Origin of the sequence: Yoonia sp., from assembly GCF_014859355.1 — a bacterium.
Taxonomy (GTDB): domain Bacteria; phylum Pseudomonadota; class Alphaproteobacteria; order Rhodobacterales; family Rhodobacteraceae; genus Yoonia.
Map to the genome: position 1 here is coordinate 1 of NZ_JACUUJ010000042.1, position 20,569 is coordinate 20,569.

At 56.1% G+C, this 20,569-nt stretch carries 15 protein-coding genes and 1 tRNA gene; 3 read left to right on the forward strand and 13 right to left on the reverse strand.

What is annotated here, in order from left to right; genetic code table 11:
- Positions 1-145: 145 nt before the first annotated feature.
- The 3 genes from fusA to rpsL are packed head-to-tail and all read right to left on the reverse strand — an operon-like array spanning position 146 to position 3,139.
- On the reverse strand, positions 146-2,269 hold the full coding sequence (gene fusA / locus IBX59_RS12650) for an elongation factor G (RefSeq protein ID WP_296376095.1): 2,124 nt from the start codon (positions 2,267-2,269) through the stop codon (positions 146-148).
- Positions 2,270-2,284: 15 nt separating this feature from the next.
- Positions 2,285-2,755, reverse strand: coding sequence for a 30S ribosomal protein S7 (gene rpsG / locus IBX59_RS12655; protein WP_296376097.1), 471 nt, complete (start codon positions 2,753-2,755; stop codon positions 2,285-2,287).
- Between the two features lie 12 nt (positions 2,756-2,767).
- Positions 2,768-3,139: a 30S ribosomal protein S12 gene (gene rpsL, locus IBX59_RS12660; RefSeq protein ID WP_093990610.1), complete on the reverse strand. Its 372-nt coding sequence runs from the start codon at positions 3,137-3,139 to the stop codon at positions 2,768-2,770.
- Between the two features lie 418 nt (positions 3,140-3,557).
- Between rpsL and IBX59_RS12665 the strand changes: the two genes are divergently transcribed.
- Positions 3,558-4,127 (forward strand): hypothetical protein, encoded by a 570-nt coding sequence (locus tag IBX59_RS12665; RefSeq protein ID WP_296376101.1) that lies wholly within the window; start codon positions 3,558-3,560, stop codon positions 4,125-4,127.
- Here IBX59_RS12665 and IBX59_RS12670 read toward each other — a convergent pair.
- The 5 genes from IBX59_RS12670 to rplJ all read right to left on the reverse strand — a co-directional run bounded on the left by IBX59_RS12670 (position 4,124) and on the right by rplJ (position 14,998).
- Positions 4,124-5,026 carry a DMT family transporter gene (locus IBX59_RS12670; protein WP_296376104.1) on the reverse strand — a complete coding sequence of 301 codons (903 nt, stop codon included), beginning with the start codon at positions 5,024-5,026 and terminating at the stop codon, positions 4,124-4,126. The genes IBX59_RS12665 and IBX59_RS12670 overlap by 4 nt on opposite strands.
- A gap of 297 nt (positions 5,027-5,323) precedes the next feature.
- Entirely contained in the window at positions 5,324-9,556 is a 4,233-nt protein-coding gene (gene rpoC, locus IBX59_RS12675) for a DNA-directed RNA polymerase subunit beta' (RefSeq protein ID WP_296376106.1), read from the reverse strand.
- 86 nt (positions 9,557-9,642) lie between these two features.
- Positions 9,643-13,782, reverse strand: coding sequence for a DNA-directed RNA polymerase subunit beta (rpoB, locus tag IBX59_RS12680; RefSeq protein WP_296376108.1), 4,140 nt, complete (start codon positions 13,780-13,782; stop codon positions 9,643-9,645).
- A 261-nt stretch (positions 13,783-14,043) separates the two neighbouring features.
- Positions 14,044-14,415: a 50S ribosomal protein L7/L12 gene (rplL, locus tag IBX59_RS12685; protein ID WP_296376110.1), complete on the reverse strand. Its 372-nt coding sequence runs from the start codon at positions 14,413-14,415 to the stop codon at positions 14,044-14,046.
- A 70-nt stretch (positions 14,416-14,485) separates the two neighbouring features.
- Positions 14,486-14,998: a 50S ribosomal protein L10 gene (gene rplJ / locus IBX59_RS12690; protein ID WP_296376125.1), complete on the reverse strand. Its 513-nt coding sequence runs from the start codon at positions 14,996-14,998 to the stop codon at positions 14,486-14,488.
- A 340-nt stretch (positions 14,999-15,338) separates the two neighbouring features.
- Between rplJ and IBX59_RS12695 the strand changes: the two genes are divergently transcribed.
- Positions 15,339-17,147, forward strand: coding sequence for an EAL domain-containing protein (locus tag IBX59_RS12695; protein WP_296376111.1), 1,809 nt, complete (start codon positions 15,339-15,341; stop codon positions 17,145-17,147).
- A gap of 14 nt (positions 17,148-17,161) precedes the next feature.
- On the opposite strand, the gene rplA is transcribed toward IBX59_RS12695, so the two are convergent.
- The 5 genes from rplA to IBX59_RS12720 form a co-directional block, all read right to left on the reverse strand.
- Positions 17,162-17,863, reverse strand: coding sequence for a 50S ribosomal protein L1 (gene rplA / locus IBX59_RS12700; RefSeq protein ID WP_296376115.1), 702 nt, complete (start codon positions 17,861-17,863; stop codon positions 17,162-17,164).
- The gene (gene rplK / locus IBX59_RS12705) at positions 17,863-18,288 is read right to left on the reverse strand and encodes a 50S ribosomal protein L11 (protein ID WP_296376117.1); all 426 of its coding nucleotides are present in this window, start codon (positions 18,286-18,288) and stop codon (positions 17,863-17,865) included. The genes rplA and rplK overlap by 1 nt, the downstream gene beginning before the upstream one ends.
- Before the next feature lie 105 nt (positions 18,289-18,393).
- A complete protein-coding gene (gene nusG, locus IBX59_RS12710) occupies positions 18,394-18,924 on the reverse strand; it encodes a transcription termination/antitermination protein NusG (protein WP_296376119.1) in 531 nt (176 codons plus the stop codon).
- 194 nt (positions 18,925-19,118) lie between these two features.
- Positions 19,119-19,319 carry a preprotein translocase subunit SecE gene (secE, locus tag IBX59_RS12715; protein ID WP_296376121.1) on the reverse strand — a complete coding sequence of 67 codons (201 nt, stop codon included), beginning with the start codon at positions 19,317-19,319 and terminating at the stop codon, positions 19,119-19,121.
- A gap of 283 nt (positions 19,320-19,602) precedes the next feature.
- Positions 19,603-19,678 (reverse strand) — tRNA-Trp (locus tag IBX59_RS12720).
- Positions 19,679-19,757: 79 nt separating this feature from the next.
- Between IBX59_RS12720 and IBX59_RS12725 the strand changes: the two genes are divergently transcribed.
- The gene (locus IBX59_RS12725) at positions 19,758-20,504 is read left to right on the forward strand and encodes a DUF374 domain-containing protein (protein ID WP_296376123.1); all 747 of its coding nucleotides are present in this window, start codon (positions 19,758-19,760) and stop codon (positions 20,502-20,504) included.
- The last annotated feature ends 65 nt before the right edge of the window (positions 20,505-20,569 follow it).

The window sequence follows — 20,569 nt, forward strand, 5'->3', positions numbered from 1 at the left end:
CAATCGTGCCAATGTTCACGTGCGGCTTGTTGCGTTCAAACTTTGCCTTTGCCATGGTGTGGCTCCTTAAACTTGATGTTGGGCGGCGGGGAAAACCCCGCCCTACAGGGTGGTGGGTAGGGCGGGGTTTTCCCCGCCATCCCGGTTATGCGTATTTCTTCTGGATCTCGTCGCTGATGTTCTGCGGCACCGGTTCGTAGTGATCGAACTGCATGGTAAAGTTCGCACGCCCGGAAGACATCGACCGCAAGTTGTTGATGTAGCCGAACATGTTCGCCAACGGCACAAAAGCGTCGATCACGTTGGCGTTGCCGCGCGTGTCCTGCCCCTGCACCATGCCCCGACGCGATGTCAGGTCACCGATGATGCCGCCGGTGTATTCTTCCGGTGTCACTACTTCGACCTTCATGATCGGTTCCAGCAGTTTCGCACCAGCCTTGCGCATACCTTCACGCATACACATGCGGGCCGCGATTTCGAAGGCCAGAACGCTGGAGTCAACATCGTGGAACTTGCCATCAAGCAGCTGCACCTTGAAGTCGATCACGGGGAAGCCAGCAAGCGGGCCAGAGTCCATCACCGATTTGATGCCTTTTTCAACGCCAGGAATATATTCCTTGGGCACGGACCCACCAACGATCAGCGATTCAAACGAATAGCCTTCGCCGGGTTCTGTCGGCAGAATGTTCAGCTTGACCTCGCCGAACTGACCGGACCCACCAGACTGTTTCTTGTGGGTGTAGGTATGTTCGACGGGGTGACCGATGGTTTCACGATATGCCACCTGCGGCGCACCGATGTTCGCCTCGACCTTGAATTCACGCTTCATGCGGTCAACCAGAATATCGAGGTGAAGTTCGCCCATGCCCTTCATGATGGTCTGACCAGATTCAAAGTCAGTTTCCACACGGAAGGATGGATCCTCGGCAGCAAGACGTGCCAGTGCGACACCCATTTTTTCCTGGTCAGCCTTCGTCTTTGGCTCTACCGCGATTTCGATCACGGGTTCCGGGAAGGTCATGGTTTCCAGCACGACAGGTTCGGATGGATCACACAGGGTATCCCCTGTTGTCGTGTCCTTCAGACCACCCAGCGCGATGATGTCACCGGCCCAGGCTTCGTCAATCTCTTCACGCTGGATCGAGTGCATCATCATCATACGACCGACACGCTCTTTCTTGCCTTTAGTTGAGTTGAGCATGGAATCGCCCTTTTTCAACTTGCCGGAATAGATACGTGTAAAGGTCAGCGACCCGACGAAGGGGTCGTTCATGATTTTGAACGCGAGACCGGAAAAGGCCATGTCATCGTCGGCACGACGTGGGATGTTGCGTGTTTCTGTTTCGTCACCGGGTTTGAAGCCCATGTAATCAACAACATCCAGCGGGCTGGGCAGATAGTCGATCACGGCGTTCAGCAGCGGTTGCACGCCTTTGTTCTTGAACGCCGAACCGGCGAGCATTGGCACGAAATCCATCGCCAGCGTGCCCTTGCGGATCAGCTTGCGCAGGGTTTCGACATCGGGCTCTTCGCCATCAAGATAGGCCATCATCGCATCATCGTCTTGTTCGACGGCCAGTTCGACCAGCTTGCCGTGCCATTCGTCGGCAGATGCTTTCAGACTGTCGCGGATCGGCTGTCGCGTCCAGGACGCGCCCAGGTCTTCACCGTCCCAGACCCATTCTTCCATGGTGACCAGGTCAACGATGCCTTCCAGTTCGGTTTCAGCGCCAATAGGCAGCTGAATCGGCGCAGGAATGGCACCGGTGCGATCCGCGATCATCTCAACGCATTTGAAAAAGTCAGCGCCGATCTTGTCCATCTTGTTGACGAAAACGATGCGCGGCACCTTATACCGGTCAGCCTGACGCCACACCGTTTCTGTCTGTGGCTCAACACCGGCGTTGGCGTCAAGAACGGCCACCGCTCCATCAAGAACGGCCAGCGAACGTTCGACTTCAATCGTAAAGTCAACGTGACCGGGGGTGTCGATGATGTTCATCCGATATTTGGTGTCGGATGTGGCCTCGGGGGTTGGCTCTTCCTGGCGCTGCCAGAACGTGGTTGTCGCAGCGGATGTGATCGTGATGCCACGTTCCTGTTCCTGCTCCATCCAGTCCATCGTCGATGCGCCGTCATGGGTTTCGCCCAAAACATGTGATTTGCCTGTGTAAAACAGGATTCGCTCAGAACAAGTCGTCTTGCCCGCATCAATGTGCGCCATGATGCCGAAGTTACGGTATCGTTGAAGGGGGTAGTCGCGTGCCATTGTTTTGGCTCCTGTTTACCAGCGGTAATGGCTGAACGCTTTGTTCGCGTCGGCCATCTTGTGGGTGTCTTCACGTTTCTTGACAGCTGTGCCGCGGCCTTGGACCGCGTCGATCAGCTCGCCTGCAAGACGCTCTTCCATAGTGTTTTCGTTGCGCTTTTTCGCAGCAGCGATCAGCCAACGGATGGCCAGCGCTTCGCGACGCTCGGGGCGCACTTCGACGGGCACCTGATATGTCGCACCACCGACGCGGCGCGAACGCACTTCGACGGATGGTTTGATGTTGTCCAGGCTTTCGTGAAACACCTCTACCGGGGATTTCTTCAACTTGCCTTCAACGCGGTCAAACGCGTTATAGACGATTCTTTCAGCGACGGATTTCTTACCGTCAACCATCAGGTTGTTCATGAACTTGGTCAGAACAATATCGCCAAACTTTGCGTCTGGCAGAACTTCGCGTTTTTCAGCGGCGTGACGACGTGACATCTGATCTCTTCCTTACTTAGGACGCTTTGCGCCGTATTTCGAACGACGCTGCTTACGGTCTTTGACACCTTGGGTATCAAGCACACCGCGCAGAATGTGATAACGCACACCGGGAAGGTCTTTTACACGGCCGCCGCGGATCAGAACCACAGAGTGTTCCTGAAGGTTGTGGCTTTCACCGGGGATGTAAGAGATGACTTCGAAACCGTTTGTAAGGCGCACTTTGGCAACCTTCCGCATGGCCGAGTTCGGCTTTTTCGGTGTCGTTGTATAGACGCGTGTGCAGACGCCACGCTTCTGAGGGCAGGATTCCAAGTGCATCGACTTGGATCGTGTGACTTTCGGCTGGCGCGGCTTGCGGATCAGCTGCTGAATCGTTGGCATCGTTTGATGTTCCCATCTATTCACTTGTATGCGCCCAAAAGGCGCGGGGTTTAACGAACATGCCCTTCGCATCCGAAAAGCACAAAAATTCCGCAGTCGAACCCTTACCGGAGGTTCGGTGCGGTAGGTATCCAGAGGAACAAGACAGTAAAAGCGTCCGGTTCTTGACCACTACAACTCTGACATCGGGACATACGAGGAAAGCCCCCGACACCCGGATAGGCGGCGTATAGGGCGTTGCTGTTTGGCTGTCAACAGCGTGGCCGCGTCACATTGGGCCGGTCGGCACCGTGCAGGCCTTGTTATCTGAAAACATCCCGGCCGCGCCGCCCTGTCATTGCATGACAACCGCAGCACAGCGCCTTTGGCCATATGCCCACGTATGGGGCATCTGACATGCAAATGGAAGGTTTTCAAAATGAAATCAATGTTTTCAGGCGTTGCAACCCTTGTCCTGATGGGAGCCTGTGCCGCCCCGACCCCGCCCAGTATCAGCCAAACCGATCTGAACGTCGCCTTCGCCGAGGCAACCCGGATCAGCGCCCTGCCCGCCACGTCATATTATGACCTGCCAACCGGCAGCGTGACCTATGACGGCCAGATCGGGGCCAATGTGACCGGTGACGCGCAGGGGCAAATGCTGGCGGACATGACGATGGTCGTCAGATTCGATTCCAATGCTATGGGTGGGACAGTCAGCAACATGAACCTGATGGATACAGCAGGCCTGCCCGAACAGCGCCTGGACGGGAAATTGACCATCGCGGGGTTTGAAAGCGCGGGCACGCTTGGCGGTGTGGCCGCTGGTCAAATCAGCGGCGTCAACAGTGGCGGGCGCGACTTTGACGCGGACATGGTGCTGGATCTGTCCGGGTCCGTTGTCAACGACCGCTGGTATGGCGATGCGGTCTATGGATCGGCCACGGGGGCAACGACCGGCGATGTGAACCTTGGCGTGACGGGCGTTTTCTTTGGCACCGAACGCTAACGCCGCTGATCCGGGATTGGCCTTGTACGAATCTGCAACTGCGCCTCGCGATACAGCGTGAACAGCCCGGTTGCCACGACAATGCCCGTTCCGATCAGCGTCAGCAGGTTGGGCCATTCGCCGAATACCAGCACCCCAAGGATCAGCGCCACCAAAAGGCTGGTATATCGAAACGGCGCGACAAAAGCGATTTCGCCTGCGCGCATCGCCGTCACAGAAAAGATGTAACCAAAGATCAGAAAGGCGGTTGCCCCCGCCAAGAGCAGCCCCGAACCAAGCGTGATTGGCGCGAGATCGATGAAAGTGGACCCGATCCCGCCCAGCGCCGTCACCCCCACAGCGGCAACCAGCGCCACAAAGACAGATGGCACCGCCGTTGACATCCGCCGCACCACCACATCGCGCAGGGTCACGCAGGCCACGGCGGCCAGCGCATAAAAACTGTAAAGGCTGAAATCGGCGCCACCCGGCTGGATAATCAACAACACACCGGCAAAACCAACGCAGATCGCGATCAGACGTTTCCATCCCAACGCCTCGCCAAGAAACACCGCCGCGGCAAGGCTGACCGCCAAGGGCAAAGCCTGCAAAATCGCGCTGACGTTCGCGATCGGCATGTGAAACAGCGCCGTCAGGAAAAAGAAGGTGCCGCCGACCTCGCCCAATGTGCGCACGATAAGCAGTATCCAGTCGCGTCGCGAAAGATTGAACCGCAACTGGCCCAGCAGTTTGCACATAATCGTCAGGCAAACCACCGCGCCGATCCCACGGAACAATATCGCCTGAAACAAAGGAACATCCGCCAGCACCAGCTTCATGAAGGCGTCGTTGACCGTATAGGCGCACATGGCCCCCATCATCAAAAGTGCGCCGCGGATATTGTCGGATAAAAAAGCCATGTGGTTGGCGTATCAGCGGATGATGCAGGGCGCCAGTGGTCACGCGTCGGGCCACATCAACATCTTTTCACCAGTCTTGCTGGCTTTGCGTGCCTCGACAAATCGCGCTGCCGCGCGCGCAATACTTTTTTCATCACATCGCGACCGCCTTTCGCTTTTCTTGCACCGGTTGGCTTGCCCCCAGATCAAACCACAAGTTCGCAAAATTTCATTGATGCGCGCCAACGCCACACCATACGACAAACAAAAAGGCCCCCGCGGAACGGGGGCCTTTGCTACAATCCTGAACAAGATCGCTTATGCGTCGCCGAATGGGTCTGTCATCACGTCATCCGCATCGCTGGATGACAGGTTCGTCGGTGCAGCAAGTGCTGCGGCCTGTTCAGCCTCTTCCCGGCGCGCTTCGATGACAACGTTGTCACGCGCAGCAGCAATACGGCGCATTTGCTGGGTTGCACCACCTGTCCCTGCCGGGATCAGACGACCGACGATCACGTTCTCTTTCAGACCGATCAGTTTATCGCGCTTGCCTTGCACCGATGCCTCGGTCAGCACACGCGTCGTTTCCTGGAACGACGCGGCAGAGATGAACGACCGTGTCTGCAACGATGCCTTGGTGATCCCCAGCAGAATCGGTTCGCCCGTAGCAGGACGATCACCGCGTGCGATAACCTTGGCATTGGCTTCGTCGAATTCAGCCTTGTCGACAGTTTCGCCCTTCAGCAGAACCGTATCACCGCTGTCCTGAATTTCCCATTTCTGGAGCATCTGACGTACGATGACTTCGATGTGCTTGTCGTTGATCTTCACGCCCTGCAGGCGGTACACATCCTGCACTTCGTCGATCATGTAATCGGCCAGTGCCTCGACCCCCATAACCGCAAGAATATCGTGCGGGGCCGGGTTGCCATCCATGATGTAATCACCCTTCTGAACAAAATCGCCTTCCACAACAGGAATGTGCTTGCCCTTGGGCACCATGTATTCAACGCGGATGTCCGCGTCATCGGCGCTTTCGATCGCGATGCGGCGCTTGTTCTTATAATCCTTACCAAAGCGCACGTAGCCATCGATTTCAGCGATGATCGCATGATCCTTGGGGCGGCGGGCTTCGAACAATTCAGCCACACGTGGCAGACCACCTGTGATGTCCTTGGTTTTCGCACCTTCACGCGGAATACGCGCAACCACGTCACCGGCTTTTACCTCTTGCCCGTCTTCGACCGACAGAACCGCATCAACGGACATGGCATAGGAAACGGGGTTGCCGTCATCCTTCAGCGCAGCTTCGCCATCAGGCCCAACGATGATGATCTTGGGAGCCAGTTCGTTACCCTTGGGGGCGGCACGCCAGTCAGACACAATGCGCTGGGTCATACCCGTTGCATCGTCAGTGTCTTCACGCACAGCAATCCCGTTGACCAGATCAACGTATTTTGCTGTCCCGGACTTTTCAGCGATGATCGGCAGGGTGTAAGGATCCCATTCGAACAGCTTGTCGCCACGGTGGATGGTATCACCTTCTTTGACAAACACCTTTGAACCATAGCCAACCTTGTGGGTCGCCCGTTCCTCACCTTCGTCACCAACGATGGACAGAACCATGTTCCGCCCCATGACGACATTTTCACCAGCCTGATTTTCCAGCAATTGCGCATTGCGGAACACAATTTTACCAGGCTGCGATGCCTCAAGGAACGACTGCTGGCCACCTTGGGCCACGCCGCCAATGTGGAACGTCCGCATTGTCAACTGCGTGCCGGGTTCACCGATGGACTGTGCGGCGATAATGCCCACAGCCTCGCCGATGTTGACCCGTGTGCCGCGCGCCAGATCACGGCCATAGCACATTGCACAAACACCATCTTCGGCTTCACAGGTCAGCGGGCTGCGGATGCGCATCTTGCCAATGGCCGCCGCGTCGATCATGTCAGCCTTGCGTTCGTCGATCAGTTCACCGGCTTCGACAATCACTTCGTCCGTGCCCGGCTTGAACACGTCATCAGCAGAAACACGCCCCAGAACACGTTCGGCCAGCGACACGACGACTTCACCATCATTGATCGCCGCCTCTGCAGTGATCGCACGATCGGTTCCGCAGTCTACTTCGCGCACGATGCAGTCCTGTGCCACGTCAACAAGACGCCGCGTCAGATAGCCAGAGTTTGCCGTCTTCAACGCCGTATCCGAAAGCCCCTTACGGGCGCCGTGGGTCGAGTTGAAGTATTCAAGAACGGTCAGACCTTCCTTGAAGTTCGAGATGATCGGCGTCTCGATGATGTCACCGTTGGGCTTGGCCATCAGGCCGCGCATCCCGCCCAGCTGTTTCATCTGCGTGACCGAACCACGCGCACCAGAGTGCGCCATCATGTAAACCGAGTTCGGTTCACCTTCAGACCCGTCCGCACCTTTTGGCGTGGTCGAAATCGTGGTCATCATCGCATCGGTGATCTTGTCGTTGGCTTTTGACCAGGCATCTACGACCTTGTTGTATTTTTCACCTTGGGTGATCAGGCCATCCATATACTGCTGTTCAAAATCCTTGACCTGATCACGGGTTTCATCGACCAGTTCCCACTTGTTGTCGGGCACGACCATGTCGTCCTTACCAAAGGAAATGCCCGCCTTGAATGCCTCGCGGAAACCCATCGTCATGATCTGGTCGCAGAAAATGATCGATTCCTTCTGACCGCAGTAGCGATAAACAGTGTCGATAATCTGCTGCACCTCTTTCTTGCGCAGCAAGCGGTTTACCAATGAAAACGGTGCCTTGGCATTCAGTGGAAGCAAACCACCCAGCCGCAAGCGGCCCGGCGTGGTTTCAAAGCGCGTCAGCACCTCGTTACCTTCGCCGTCAACCTGCATCATGCGCGCCGTGATCTTGGCGTGCAAATGGACCTCGCCAGAGGCCAGCGCATGTTCGACCTCGTCAATGTCGCTGAACGACATGCCTTCACCCTTCATGCCGTCACGCATGATGGTCGTGTAGTAAAGCCCAAGGATCATATCCTGCGATGGCACGATGATGGGCGCACCGTTGGCAGGTGACAACACGTTGTTGGTGGACATCATCAGCACACGGGCTTCCAACTGTGCTTCAAGGCTCAGCGGCACGTGAACGGCCATCTGGTCACCGTCAAAGTCGGCGTTGAACGCGGTGCAAACCAGCGGGTGTAGCTGAATGGCCTTGCCTTCGATCAGCACGGGTTCAAACGCCTGAATGCCCAAACGGTGCAACGTTGGCGCGCGGTTCAGCATGACGGGGTGTTCGCGGATCACCTCATCCAGAATATCCCAAACCTCGGGGCGTTCCTTTTCCACAAGCTTTTTCGCCTGTTTCACCGTGCTGGACAGGCCCTTGGCCTCCAGTCGCGAATAGATAAACGGCTTGAACAGTTCGAGCGCCATTTTCTTGGGCAAGCCGCACTGGTGCAGCTTCAGTTCCGGCCCGGTCACGATGACCGAACGGCCGGAAAAGTCCACCCGCTTGCCCAAAAGGTTCTGGCGAAAACGACCCTGCTTGCCCTTCAGCATGTCAGACAGCGATTTCAGCGGGCGCTTGTTGGCCCCGGTGATCACGCGGCCACGGCGGCCGTTGTCGAACAGCGCATCGACAGATTCCTGCAGCATCCGCTTTTCGTTGCGCACGATAATGTCAGGCGCGCGCAGTTCGATCAGGCGTTTCAAGCGGTTGTTCCGGTTGATCACGCGGCGATACAAATCGTTCAGATCAGAGGTCGCAAAACGGCCACCATCCAGCGGCACCAGCGGCCGCAGTTCCGGCGGGATCACCGGGATCACGGTCAGAACCATCCACTCTGGGCGGTTGCCGGATTCGAGAAAGCTTTCCACGATCTTCAGACGCTTGATGATCTTTTTGGGCTTCAGCTCGCCTGTCGCTTCTTTCAGGTCGGCGCGCAGTTGTTCTGCCTCGGATTCCAGATCAATCTGGGCAAGCATTTCACGGATCGCTTCGGCCCCGATATTGGCCTGAAACGCGTCCATGCCATAGAGGTCCTGCGCGTCGTTGAACTCTTCCTCGGTCATCAACTGGCCATAGGTAAGGTCGGTCAGGCCCGGTTCGATCACCACGTAGTTTTCAAAATACAAGATCCGTTCCAGATCGCGCAGCGTCATGTCCAGCATCAGACCGATGCGGGATGGCAGCGATTTCAGAAACCAGATGTGAGCCACTGGCGCCGCCAGTTCGATATGACCCATGCGTTCGCGGCGCACCTTTTGCAGGGTGACCTCTACCCCGCATTTTTCGCAGACCACGCCGCGGTATTTCATGCGCTTGTATTTGCCGCACAGGCATTCATAATCCTTGATTGGGCCAAAGATACGCGCACAGAACAAGCCGTCACGTTCCGGTTTGAACGTGCGGTAATTGATAGTCTCGGGCTTTTTGATCTCGCCAAACGACCACGACAGGATCCGTTCGGGCGATGCCAGTGACACCTTGATTTCGTCAAACGTCTTTGCCGGGGCGACCGGGCTAAACGGGTTGTTTGTCAGTTCCTGGTTCATCTTCAATTCCTTGAATTGGGGTGCAGAGTGGGAGGCAGGGGATCAATTTTGAAAAATTGATCCCCCAAGAATTTTCGCGAAAATTCTTATTCCTCGTCCTCCGCATCCAGGAGTTCCATGTTGAGGCCGAGACCCCGGACTTCTTTCACAAGCACGTTGAAGGATTCCGGTACGCCGGCTTCGAAGTTATCCTCGCCCTTGACGATGCTTTCATAGACTTTCGTCCGCCCTGCCACGTCATCCGACTTTACAGTCAGAATTTCCTGCAAGGTGTAAGCAGCGCCGTAGGCTTCCAGTGCCCAGACTTCCATTTCTCCGAAACGCTGACCACCAAACTGTGCTTTACCACCCAGCGGCTGCTGCGTGACAAGGCTGTAAGGCCCGGTAGAACGTGCGTGGATCTTGTCATCGACAAGGTGGTGCAGTTTCAGCAGGTATTTCATACCGACCGTCACCTTGCGGCTGAACTGTTCGCCCGTCCGCCCATCATAAAGCACCGACTGACCAGAAGTGTCAAAACCGGCACGCCGCAGCGCGTCGTTTACGTCAGTCTCTTTTGCACCGTCGAAAACGGGCGTTGCAATTGGCACACCGCGGGTCACGTTACCCGCCGCCTCGACCAGCTGTGGTTCGTCCATACCGGCGATGCCTTCTTCATAGACATCATCGCCATAGCCGATCCTCATCGCGTCACGCACAGGTGTCAGATCGCCGGACCGGCGGTATTCACTCAGTGCTTCGTCGATCTGGATCCCCATACCCCGCGCAGCCCAACCCATGTGTGTTTCAAGGATCTGACCTACGTTCATCCGGCTGGGTACCCCCAATGGGTTCAGACAGATATCAACCGGCGTGCCATCAGCGAGGAACGGCATGTCTTCCATTGGCACAACTTTGGAAACCACACCCTTGTTCCCATGGCGACCGGCCATCTTGTCACCTGGCTGCAGCTTGCGCTTTACCGCCACGAAAACCTTGACCATTTTCATCACGCCAGGGGGCAAATCATCACCGCGGCGAACTTTTTCAACTTTATCCTCGAAACGGGCATTCATCGCACGTTTCTGGATTTCGTATTGTTCGTTCAACGCCTCGACGATTTTCGCGTCATCCTCGTCTTCCATCGCCAGCTGCCACCACTGGCCGCGGCTGAGCCCCGCAACGGTTTCGTCTGACACGACCGAACCTGCCTTGAAGCCCTTTGGCCCCTTGGCAGCCGTCTTGCCGGAAATGATGTCCCATAAACGCGCATAGATGTTGCGATCAAGGATCAAGAGTTCGTCATCACGGTCACGCGACAGGCGTTCGACTTCTTCACGCTCGATCTGAAGCGCGCGTTCGTCTTTTTCCACGCCGTGGCGGTTGAACACACGCACTTCGACCACGGTGCCAAAGTCACCGGGCGGCAGGCGCAAGGATGTGTCACGCACGTCGGATGCTTTTTCACCAAAGATGGCGCGCAGCAGCTTTTCTTCCGGCGTCATCGGGCTTTCGCCTTTTGGGGTAATCTTGCCAACCAGAATATCCGCAGGCCCGACTTCGGCACCGATATAAACGATCCCTGCCTCGTCAAGGTTGCGCAGGGCTTCCTCGCCGACGTTGGGGATGTCGCGGGTGATTTCCTCTGGCCCGAGCTTCGTGTCGCGGGCGGCAACTTCAAATTCCTCGATGTGGATCGACGTAAACACGTCATCCCGCACAATACGTTCGGAAATCAGGATCGAATCTTCGTAGTTGTAGCCGTTCCATGGCATGAAGGCGACGATGACGTTTTTACCAAGTGCAAGCTCACCCATATCCGTTGACGGACCGTCGGCGATAACCTCGCCTTTCTGAACCGTGTCACCAACTTTCACCAGCGGGCGTTGGTTGATACAGCTGTTCTGGTTCGAACGCTGGAACTTGCGCATCCGGTAGATATCAACGCCGGGGTCACCGATATCCAGATCTTCGGTCGCCCGGATCACGATACGCTGCGCATCAACCTGGTCGATGATCCCCGCGCGGCGCGCCATCACGGCCGCACCGGAATCGCGGGCCACGACCTCTTCGATGCCGGTCCCGACAAGCGGTGCCTCCGCTGTTAACAGCGGCAGGGCCTGACGCATCATGTTCGACCCCATCAAGGCGCGGTTGGCGTCATCGTTTTCAAGGAAAGGGATCAGCGATGCGGCAACCGATACCAGCTGCTTGGGCGACACGTCGATCAGGTCCACGTTTTCACGAGGGGCCAATGTGTAGTCACCGTTCACGCGGGTCGATACCAGATCGTTCTTGAACGATCCGTCTTCGTTCATGTTCGCATTGGCCTGCGCCACCGTGTGGCGCATTTCTTCGGTGGCGGACATGTATTGCACTTCATCCGTCACCTTGCCGTCCACCACCTTGCGGTATGGCGTTTCGATAAAGCCGTATTTGTTCACGCGGGCGAAAGTGGCCAGCGAGTTGATCAGACCGATGTTCGGACCTTCGGGCGTTTCGATCGGGCACATCCGGCCATAGTGGGTCGGGTGCACGTCGCGCACTTCGAAACCGGCACGTTCGCGGGTCAGACCGCCGGGCCCAAGGGCCGACAAGCGACGCTTGTGCGTCACTTCAGACAGCGGGTTGGTTTGGTCCATGAACTGCGACAGCTGGCTGGAGCCGAAGAATTCGCGCACAGCAGCGGCAGCAGGTTTGGCGTTGATCAGGTCTTGCGGCATCACCGTATCGATTTCGACAGATGACATGCGTTCCTTGATCGCACGTTCCATGCGCAGCAGGCCGACGCGATACTGGTTTTCCATCAATTCACCGACCGACCGCACGCGACGGTTGCCAAGGTGGTCGATGTCATCAATGTCGCCCTTGCCGTCGCGCAGTTCGGTCAGCGCCTTGATACAGGCGACGATATCTTCGCGGCGCAGGGTGCGCATCGTGTCGTCGACATCCAGATCAAGACGCATGTTCATCTTGACCCGACCCACCGCGGACAGATCATAGCGTTCACTGTCAAAAAACAGCGTATCAAACAATGCGCTTGCGGAATCCACGGTCGGCGGTTCGCCCGGGCGCATCACACGGTAAATATCCATGAGCGCGGTTTCGCGGTTCATGTTCTTGTCCGATGACATCGTATTACGGATATAGGCCCCCACGTTGATGTTATCGATGTCCAGCACGGGGATCGTCGTGATACCCGCATCGACCAGCTCTTTCAGGGTGCCGCCGATAACATCGCCGCTCTTGTCCATCTCCAGCGTCAGCTCATCGCCGGCCTCGACATAGATCGCGCCGGTTTCTTCGTTGATGATGTCACGCGCTACAAATTTGCCTACGATGTTTTCATAGGGCAACAACAAGTCGGTAACGTCACCCTCGTCGATCAATTTCTTGACCAGGCGCGGCGTGACTTTCTCGCCGGCTTTTACGATGATTTCGCCCGTCTTGGCATCGACCAGATCAAATGCAGGCCGGGTTCCACGGACACGCAGCGGGAAAAACTTTGTCACCCATGCCTTGGCTTTCAGGTCCAACGAATAATCAACCGTGTCGTAATAGGCATTCATAATGCCTTCTTGATCCAAGCCCAGCGCATAAAGCAGGGTCGTCACCGGCAGCTTGCGCCGCCTGTCGATGCGCGCGAAAACAAGATCTTTTGCGTCAAATTCAAAATCAAGCCAGCTGCCACGATAAGGGATGATCCGGCAAGTGAACAAAAGCTTCCCCGAAGAGTGGGTCTTCCCCTTATCATGGTCAAAGAACACGCCGGGCGAACGGTGCATCTGGGACACAATCACACGTTCTGTGCCGTTCACGACAAATGTGCCGTTCGGGGTCATCAGGGGCATATCGCCCATGAACACGTCTTGTTCCTTGATGTCCTTAACGGACTTCGCACCGGTGTCTTCGTCCACATCGAACACGATCAGACGCAGCGTCACCTTGAGCGGCGCACTATAGGTCATGTCGCGTTGCTGACATTCCTCGACGTCGTATTTCGGCTTTTCCAGCTCATACTTGACGAATTCAAGCACGGCAGTCTCATTGAAGTCCTTGATCGGGAAAACCGACTGGAACACACCCTTGATGCCTTCGCCGTCAAGCGGTGTATGACTGTCACCAGAGCGTAGGAACAGATCGTAAGAAGATTTCTGAACCTCGATGAGGTTCGGCATTTCAAGCACTTCACGGATTTTGCCGTAATACTTGCGCAGGCGTTTCTGACCAAGAAAGGAGGAAGCCATGTGCGATATCACCTTTTGTTTGTCTCTCGAATGACACATCGCCTGGGCCGCGACACATCTTCCATTTGACCGGGGGCTTGATGTCTATTCGTGGCTGCCGTCCCACCGGCACCCTCCCGACATCATCAACCTACCCAAGAGGAGGGTCAGCAATTGGCCGACCTCTAAGACAGGTTTGGCTGGACCCGCATATTGCGCATCCAGCCCTTATTAATTTCCCACAACGATTAGAACACGCTGCAGGGCGGGGTTGACCCCGCCTTAGGCCAGCTCGACCTCTGCGCCAGCTGCTTCCAGCTTGGCTTTGATGTCTTCGGCTTCGGCTTTGGATGCGCCTTCTTTGACCTTGCCGCCTGCTTCGACCAGATCCTTGGCTTCTTTCAGGCCAAGACCGGTAATAGCGCGGACTTCTTTGATGACATTGATTTTCTGTGCGCCAGCGTTTTTCAACACAACATCAAACTCGGTCTTTTCTTCTTCGGCTTCGGCTGCCGCAGCAGGGCCAGCCATCATCACAGCGCCGCCAGCGGCGGGCTCGATGCCATACTCGTCCTTGAGAATGGTTTTCAGTTCTTGTGCTTCGAGAAGGGTCAGACCAACAATCTCTTCAGCCAGTTTTTTCAGATCAGCCATTTTATGCTTTCCGTTTCCGTTAAGTGTGTTCCAACGTCAGGGCATCACGCCCCAAGACAGTTCAGATGCTTTATGCAGCTTTCTCTTCGATGGTCGAAAGAATGCTCGCGATGTTCGAAGCAGGCGCGCCAATGGCCCCGGCGATGTTTGCGGCAGGCGCCCCGATGCAACCCACGATAGAAGCGATAAGCTCCTCGCGGCTTGGCATCCCGGCAACGGCTTTCACACCAGCTGGATCCAGCGCCGTATCACCCATTGCGCCACCCAGAACGACCAGTTTGTCGTTCTTTTTGGCGTAAGAATCGACCACTTTCGCCGCAGCGACAGGGTCTTCAGAATAGGCAATTACGGTCATGCCCATCAGGTAATTCGCGATGCTTGCGCATGGCTTACCTTCAAGGGCGATTCTGGCGAGCTTGTTCTTGGCAACGCGCACGGATCCACCTGCATCACGCATTTCTGCACGAAGATCCTGCATTTCGGCAACTGTCATGCCTTCGTAGTGGGCAACCACAACGACGCCAGAGCTTTCAAAGATCTGGCCGAGATCATCGACCAACTGTTCTTTTTGTGCTCTATCCACAGTTTTACTCCAAGTTTGGGGTTTCCCCCGGCTCAATTTTGTCACACGCAAAAGGCGCCCGACAGTCTACAGTCCATGCAAACGGGGCAGCCAGGCATGATCGAGATAAGCCTCGAAAATTCCGGTTTTTCCCGCCTCAGGCAGGAATTAAAGGCAAAATACCAACCCACCGTCTCGGACGAATAAAGGCCCGAACGAATCAATCTTTCGGGCCCTCGCGATGGCCTACTGTTTATCCCGGCAAAAGCCAAGGCCTCATTGTAAACGAATCCGCGAAATCCGCCCTTTTGGCGCAAGACCGTTAAACAAATATTCAATGTCTCAAGCCAGTTTCGGGACCATGAAAAAAGATTCTGATCATCAAATTCATAACCTTGAAGACTTTGCGGGGACAGCGTCAGATTGGTTTTGGGAAACCGACGCGACACATCGGTTTACCTATTTTTCCAGCCGGATGGAGGAAGTGACAGGCGTCAATTCGGCGGCATTGATCGGGATGCGCCGGGACATGATCAAGGGCATCAGCGCCGACGCAGCCACATGGGCGCAACATTTCGACGACCTTAAGAATCTGCGCGCATTTCGAAACTTCGAATATACGATCCCGCGCGCCAACAGCACACGGCCGCTTTGGATTCGCGTGGCTGGCCAACCGGTGCTTGATAAAAATGGAAAACTGATCTGCTATCGCGGCACAGGCCAAGACATTACCAGCGAAAAAGAAGCGATCCAGCGGCTTGAAGCGTTGAACGAAGCCCTCGAACAACGCAACCGCGAACTGGACGCCATGCACCAAGCGATCGAAAAGGCTGCGTTTGAAGATATGTTGACCAACCTACCCAATCGCCGGGCGTTTGAGCGGGACATCACAACCGCCACTGCCGTCAAATCCCGCACCACTGCGTTGCTCATTGTCGATCTCGACCGGTTCAAATGGATCAATGATACTTGGGGGCACCCCGCTGGGGATTTTGTGTTGGTACAAACGGCGCGGAGATTGTGCGATACTGTCGGGACCTCCGGTACCGTTTATCGCATAGGCGGTGATGAATTCACGATCATCCTGTCTCACGAAATGACAGCAGATCAGGCAGCGTGGCTGGGCGACAGTATTGTCGAAAAAATGACCCTGCCAATCTGTTTTGAAGGTTTGCAGCTGAATGTCGGCGCCAGCGTGGGGCTTGCCCTGTCAAAGCCTGGCCCTTCTAACCACGCCTGTCTGATCAGATATGCCGACCATGCGCTTTACGAAGCAAAACGCAGTGGGCGCAACACATTGCGGCAGGTCACACCATCGCAGAAACACAAGCTGGAGGCCTTTCGCCGCTTAGCGGCTGACGTCCCCGACGGACTGAAGCGCGGCGAATTCATCGCATATTTTCAGCCGCAGGTGGACGCCCGGTCAGGCGATGTGACCGGGGCTGAAACGCTGGTGCGCTGGCAGCACCCCAAACACGGGCTTTTGCTGCCCACAACATTCCTGAATGGCGCCGCCGAACTTGGCCTAGTCGGCCAGATCGACAAATTGATGCTGGAACGCGCCATGGTCACAGTGAAAAGTCTTGCCGACATGGGCATCATTTTACCGTCGATTTCAATCAACGTCAGCCAGGCCCGCTTGCTTGATCCCGACTTCGCCGACGACGTTGAACGCCTGTGGACCGAACGTCGTTGTCGCCTTGCGATTGAATTGCTGGAATCGCTGAACTTTGACGACATACCCGATGAACAAGAATACAAAACGACCCTACAAAGGCTGCGTCAAATGGGCGTGCGGATCGAGATTGACGACTTTGGCAGCGGGCGTGCGTCTATTACCGGGTTGATGAAAATTCGGCCGGAACGGCTCAAAATTGCCCGCAGCGTCGTTCAGGCCGCCGTGGATGACCCGGACACACGCGGGGTTATGACAGCCATCTTGGATATGTCGCGTGCCCTGAATATCAGCTGCATCGCAGAAGGTGTGGAAACGCCCAAAGATATCTCTGCAATCTGTGAATTGGGTTGCGATGCAATACAGGGATTTGCCGTGTCACATCCGTTGAATGAGACAGATTTCGCCGCATTCCTGACAGCACACAACATGATGATCACCCCGGCTGCACATACAAAAACGGCAGGTCCAATGGACCTGCCGCGCACCGCCTGAAGGGCGATTTTATCTCATGCGTTGCCCGTAGCAGATGCCACGTCAACAGAGACGCCGGGGCCCATTGTCGAGCTGACGTTGATCTTTTTCATGTAGGTGCCTTTGGCGCCCGATGGTTTGGCTTTGCCAACCGCGTCAACGAATGCCAGCATATTTTCTTCCAGCTGCTTGGCACTGAAAGATGCCTTACCAATCCCAGCATGCACAACACCGGCTTTTTCGGCCTTGAACTGCACCTGGCCACCCTTGGCAGCTTCGACAGCTTCTTTGACGTCCATGGTCACCGTGCCAACGCGCGGGTTTGGCATCAGGTTACGCGGGCCAAGCACTTTGCCCAGACGACCGACAATAGCCATCATATCGGGTGTCGCGATGCAACGGTCGAAATCAATTGTGCCGCCCTGAATGGTTTCCATCAGGTCCTCGGCACCAACGATGTCGGCCCCAGCTGCTTTCGCTTCATCCGCCTTGTCGCCACGGGCAAATACAGCCACGCGGACGGTTTTACCTGTGCCATTCGGCAAGGTCACTGTGCCGCGCACCATTTGATCTGCATGCCGCGGGTCAACACCCAGCTGCATCGCGATTTCGATGGTTTCATCAAATTTCGCCGTGGCGTTACCTTTGACCAAGGCGACGGCATCAGACACAGATACGTTCTGCTTGCCTGCAAAGGCAGCACGGGCTGCCATTGTGCGTTTACCAAATTTTGCCATTACTTGACCTCCACACCCATCGAACGGGCAGAGCCCGCGATGATCAGCATTGCGCCTTCGATCGACGTCGCGTTGAGGTCTTTCATCTTGGCTTCGGCGATTTCGCGGACCTGTTTACCCGTGATCGAACCGGCTGTTGCCTTGCCGGGGGTCTTGGACCCGGACTGCAATTTCGCGGCTTTCTTGATGTAATAAGACGCAGGTGGCGTCTTGATTTCGATCGAGAAAGATTTGTCCTGATAATAGGTAATCACGGTTGGGCAAGGTGCGCCTACTTCCATTTCGGCGGTCTTTGCGTTGAACGCTTTACAGAATTCCATGATGTTGATGCCGCGCTGACCCAGCGCAGGACCAACTGGTGGGGACGGGTTTGCCTTGCCTGCAGGAACCTGCAGTTTCAGCGTTCCCATAATTTTCTTGGCCATTGGCCTCTCCTTTTCAGCGGCGGATTGAAACCCGCCCTACATATGCCCGCAATGGGCGGTGATGCCGTGGTTCGCGTTACCGCTCCCACGTCTGAACACGCAAATTTATTGTTTGGAAACCTGCGTGAATTCCAACTCGACCGGGGTTGCCCGGCCAAAAATCGAAACCGACACCTTCAGGCGCTGGTTTTCTTCGTCAACCTCTTCGACCATGCCGTCAAAATCTTCAAACGGGCCGTCGTTGACCTTGACCTTTTCGCCAATTTCAAAATGGATCAGCGTGCGTGGGCTTTCTTCGCCCTCTTGCACGCGGCCTAGGATCACCTGCACCTCGGCGTCACGCATCGGCATCGGGCGGCCCTGCGGCCCAAGAAACCCGGTAACGCGGTTGATCGAGTTGATCAGGTGATAGCCTTCGTCGGACATTTCCATATGCACCAGCACATAGCCAGGCATGAAACGGCGTTCAGTCGTCACTTTCTTGTTGCGACGCACTTCAATGACTTCTTCGGTAGGAACCAGCACCTCGTCGATTTGATCCGACAAGCCTTTTTCTTCCGCTTTGGCGCGGATCGCTTCGGCGATTTTCTTTTCGAAATTCGAAAGCACGCTTACCGAATACCAACGTTTTGCCATTTTCCCGGGCACCTTGTCGTCGCCGACCCGCGAAATGGGCCGAAAGTTCCAATCAATCCTGACGTTTTCGCCGCCAGTCCCAAAAATAAAATCGGCGTGCAACTCGATTCGCAGCACGCCTATTTTCAGAAGTTCCGCGCTCTTACCGCCACCACCTGACGTTTTCAAGTGGTCACGGGGTTTTTCACCCGATCTTAGCCGCCGAAATAACCCAGCACGCCAGTCAATCCGGTTCTGATCAAAAGATCCACCAACGAAAAGAAGATCGCGGTCAGCGCCGCCATGATGAACACCATGATCGTGGTCAACATGACCTCGCGCCGGGTCGGCCAGACGACTTTGGAAATCTCGGCACGGACCTCCTGGATGAACTTTACGGGGTTGGCGATGGCCATGGGGCTAACAGTCCTTTTTCACGATACCCGCGCTCTTACGGGGTCTGCGGCCCTAATTCAAGAGCAGGTGCGCGGTTGCACCGTATCGGGTTTCCGTCAGAACCGCGCGGGCATTGACCGCTCAAATAAACGCTGATTATTTCAAACACAATTCCGCAAGTGCGAATCGCCCGAGGCACTGGCCTGCAAACATGGCTAAAAATGCGATTCATCTACACCGGTGTGCAGGGTGCGCACAAACTTCAATGGGAAAATTTGATCGTATTCCGAACTCAATCGGCCTTGGCAGGGGCAGCAGGGCTTGAACCCGCGACCTACGGTTTTGGAGACCGTCGCTCTACCAACTGAGCTATACCCCTAAGGCCGGCTGTCGGATTAGTCCGAATTCACCCAAGGATCAAGAGCTAAGGCAAGGCAGTCTTGTCATCAGGGCGATAAATGTCGAAACAGGGGGCTAACGCCCTGCAAAAAGGCCACCCTTTGTCCCTGCGCCGACGGATCGAAACATCACAGACCCTTGCCCGCATGCTCGCCGCCGTTGCGGGCAGCTATCTGGCATTCTGTCAGCGCACGACCCGCTGGCAAACCGAAGGGCTGGAAGACCTGCGTGCCGCCCTGCACGATGGGCCGGTCCTGCTGGTGATGTGGCATGAACGGTCGATCATGGGCGCGCTGCACTGGCCTGTCGCCGATGGCCCGCTGTCCAGCCTTTTTGACGCCTCGCCGATCGGGCGGGTGTCGGGGGCGTTGCAACGGCGCGTCGGCCTGCACCCGATGGAGATGTCACGCAATGCCAGCAATCGGGCTGCATCGCGCACGGTTCTGAAACGGGTGCGCGACGGGATCAGCATCGGGATGACCGGCGATGGGCCGCTGGGGCCGCCCTTGCAGGTCAAGAATGCGCCGTTGGAGTGGGCCCGGGTCATGGGCGCGCCAGTTTTTTGTTATGCCTTTGCCACAACGCGTGGGCGGCGGCTGAACAGTTGGGACCGGATGCTGCTGCCCTATCCCTTTGGGCGGGGCGCGATTGTCTTTGCCCGGTTTCAGGGGGGCATCCCGCGCAAACCAGCGACCGACAGCCTGGAAAGGCTGCGCGATGATATGTGCCGGTTCATGAACGCCACGACAGCGCGGGCCGATGCGCTGCGTGATCTGCCCCGGAATGATGGGGGTCAACCCAATTAAAAAGGCCGCCCCTTGCTGGAGCGGCCTTTTGTTTGTTGCTGTGCGATGGGTGCAAGCACCCATCC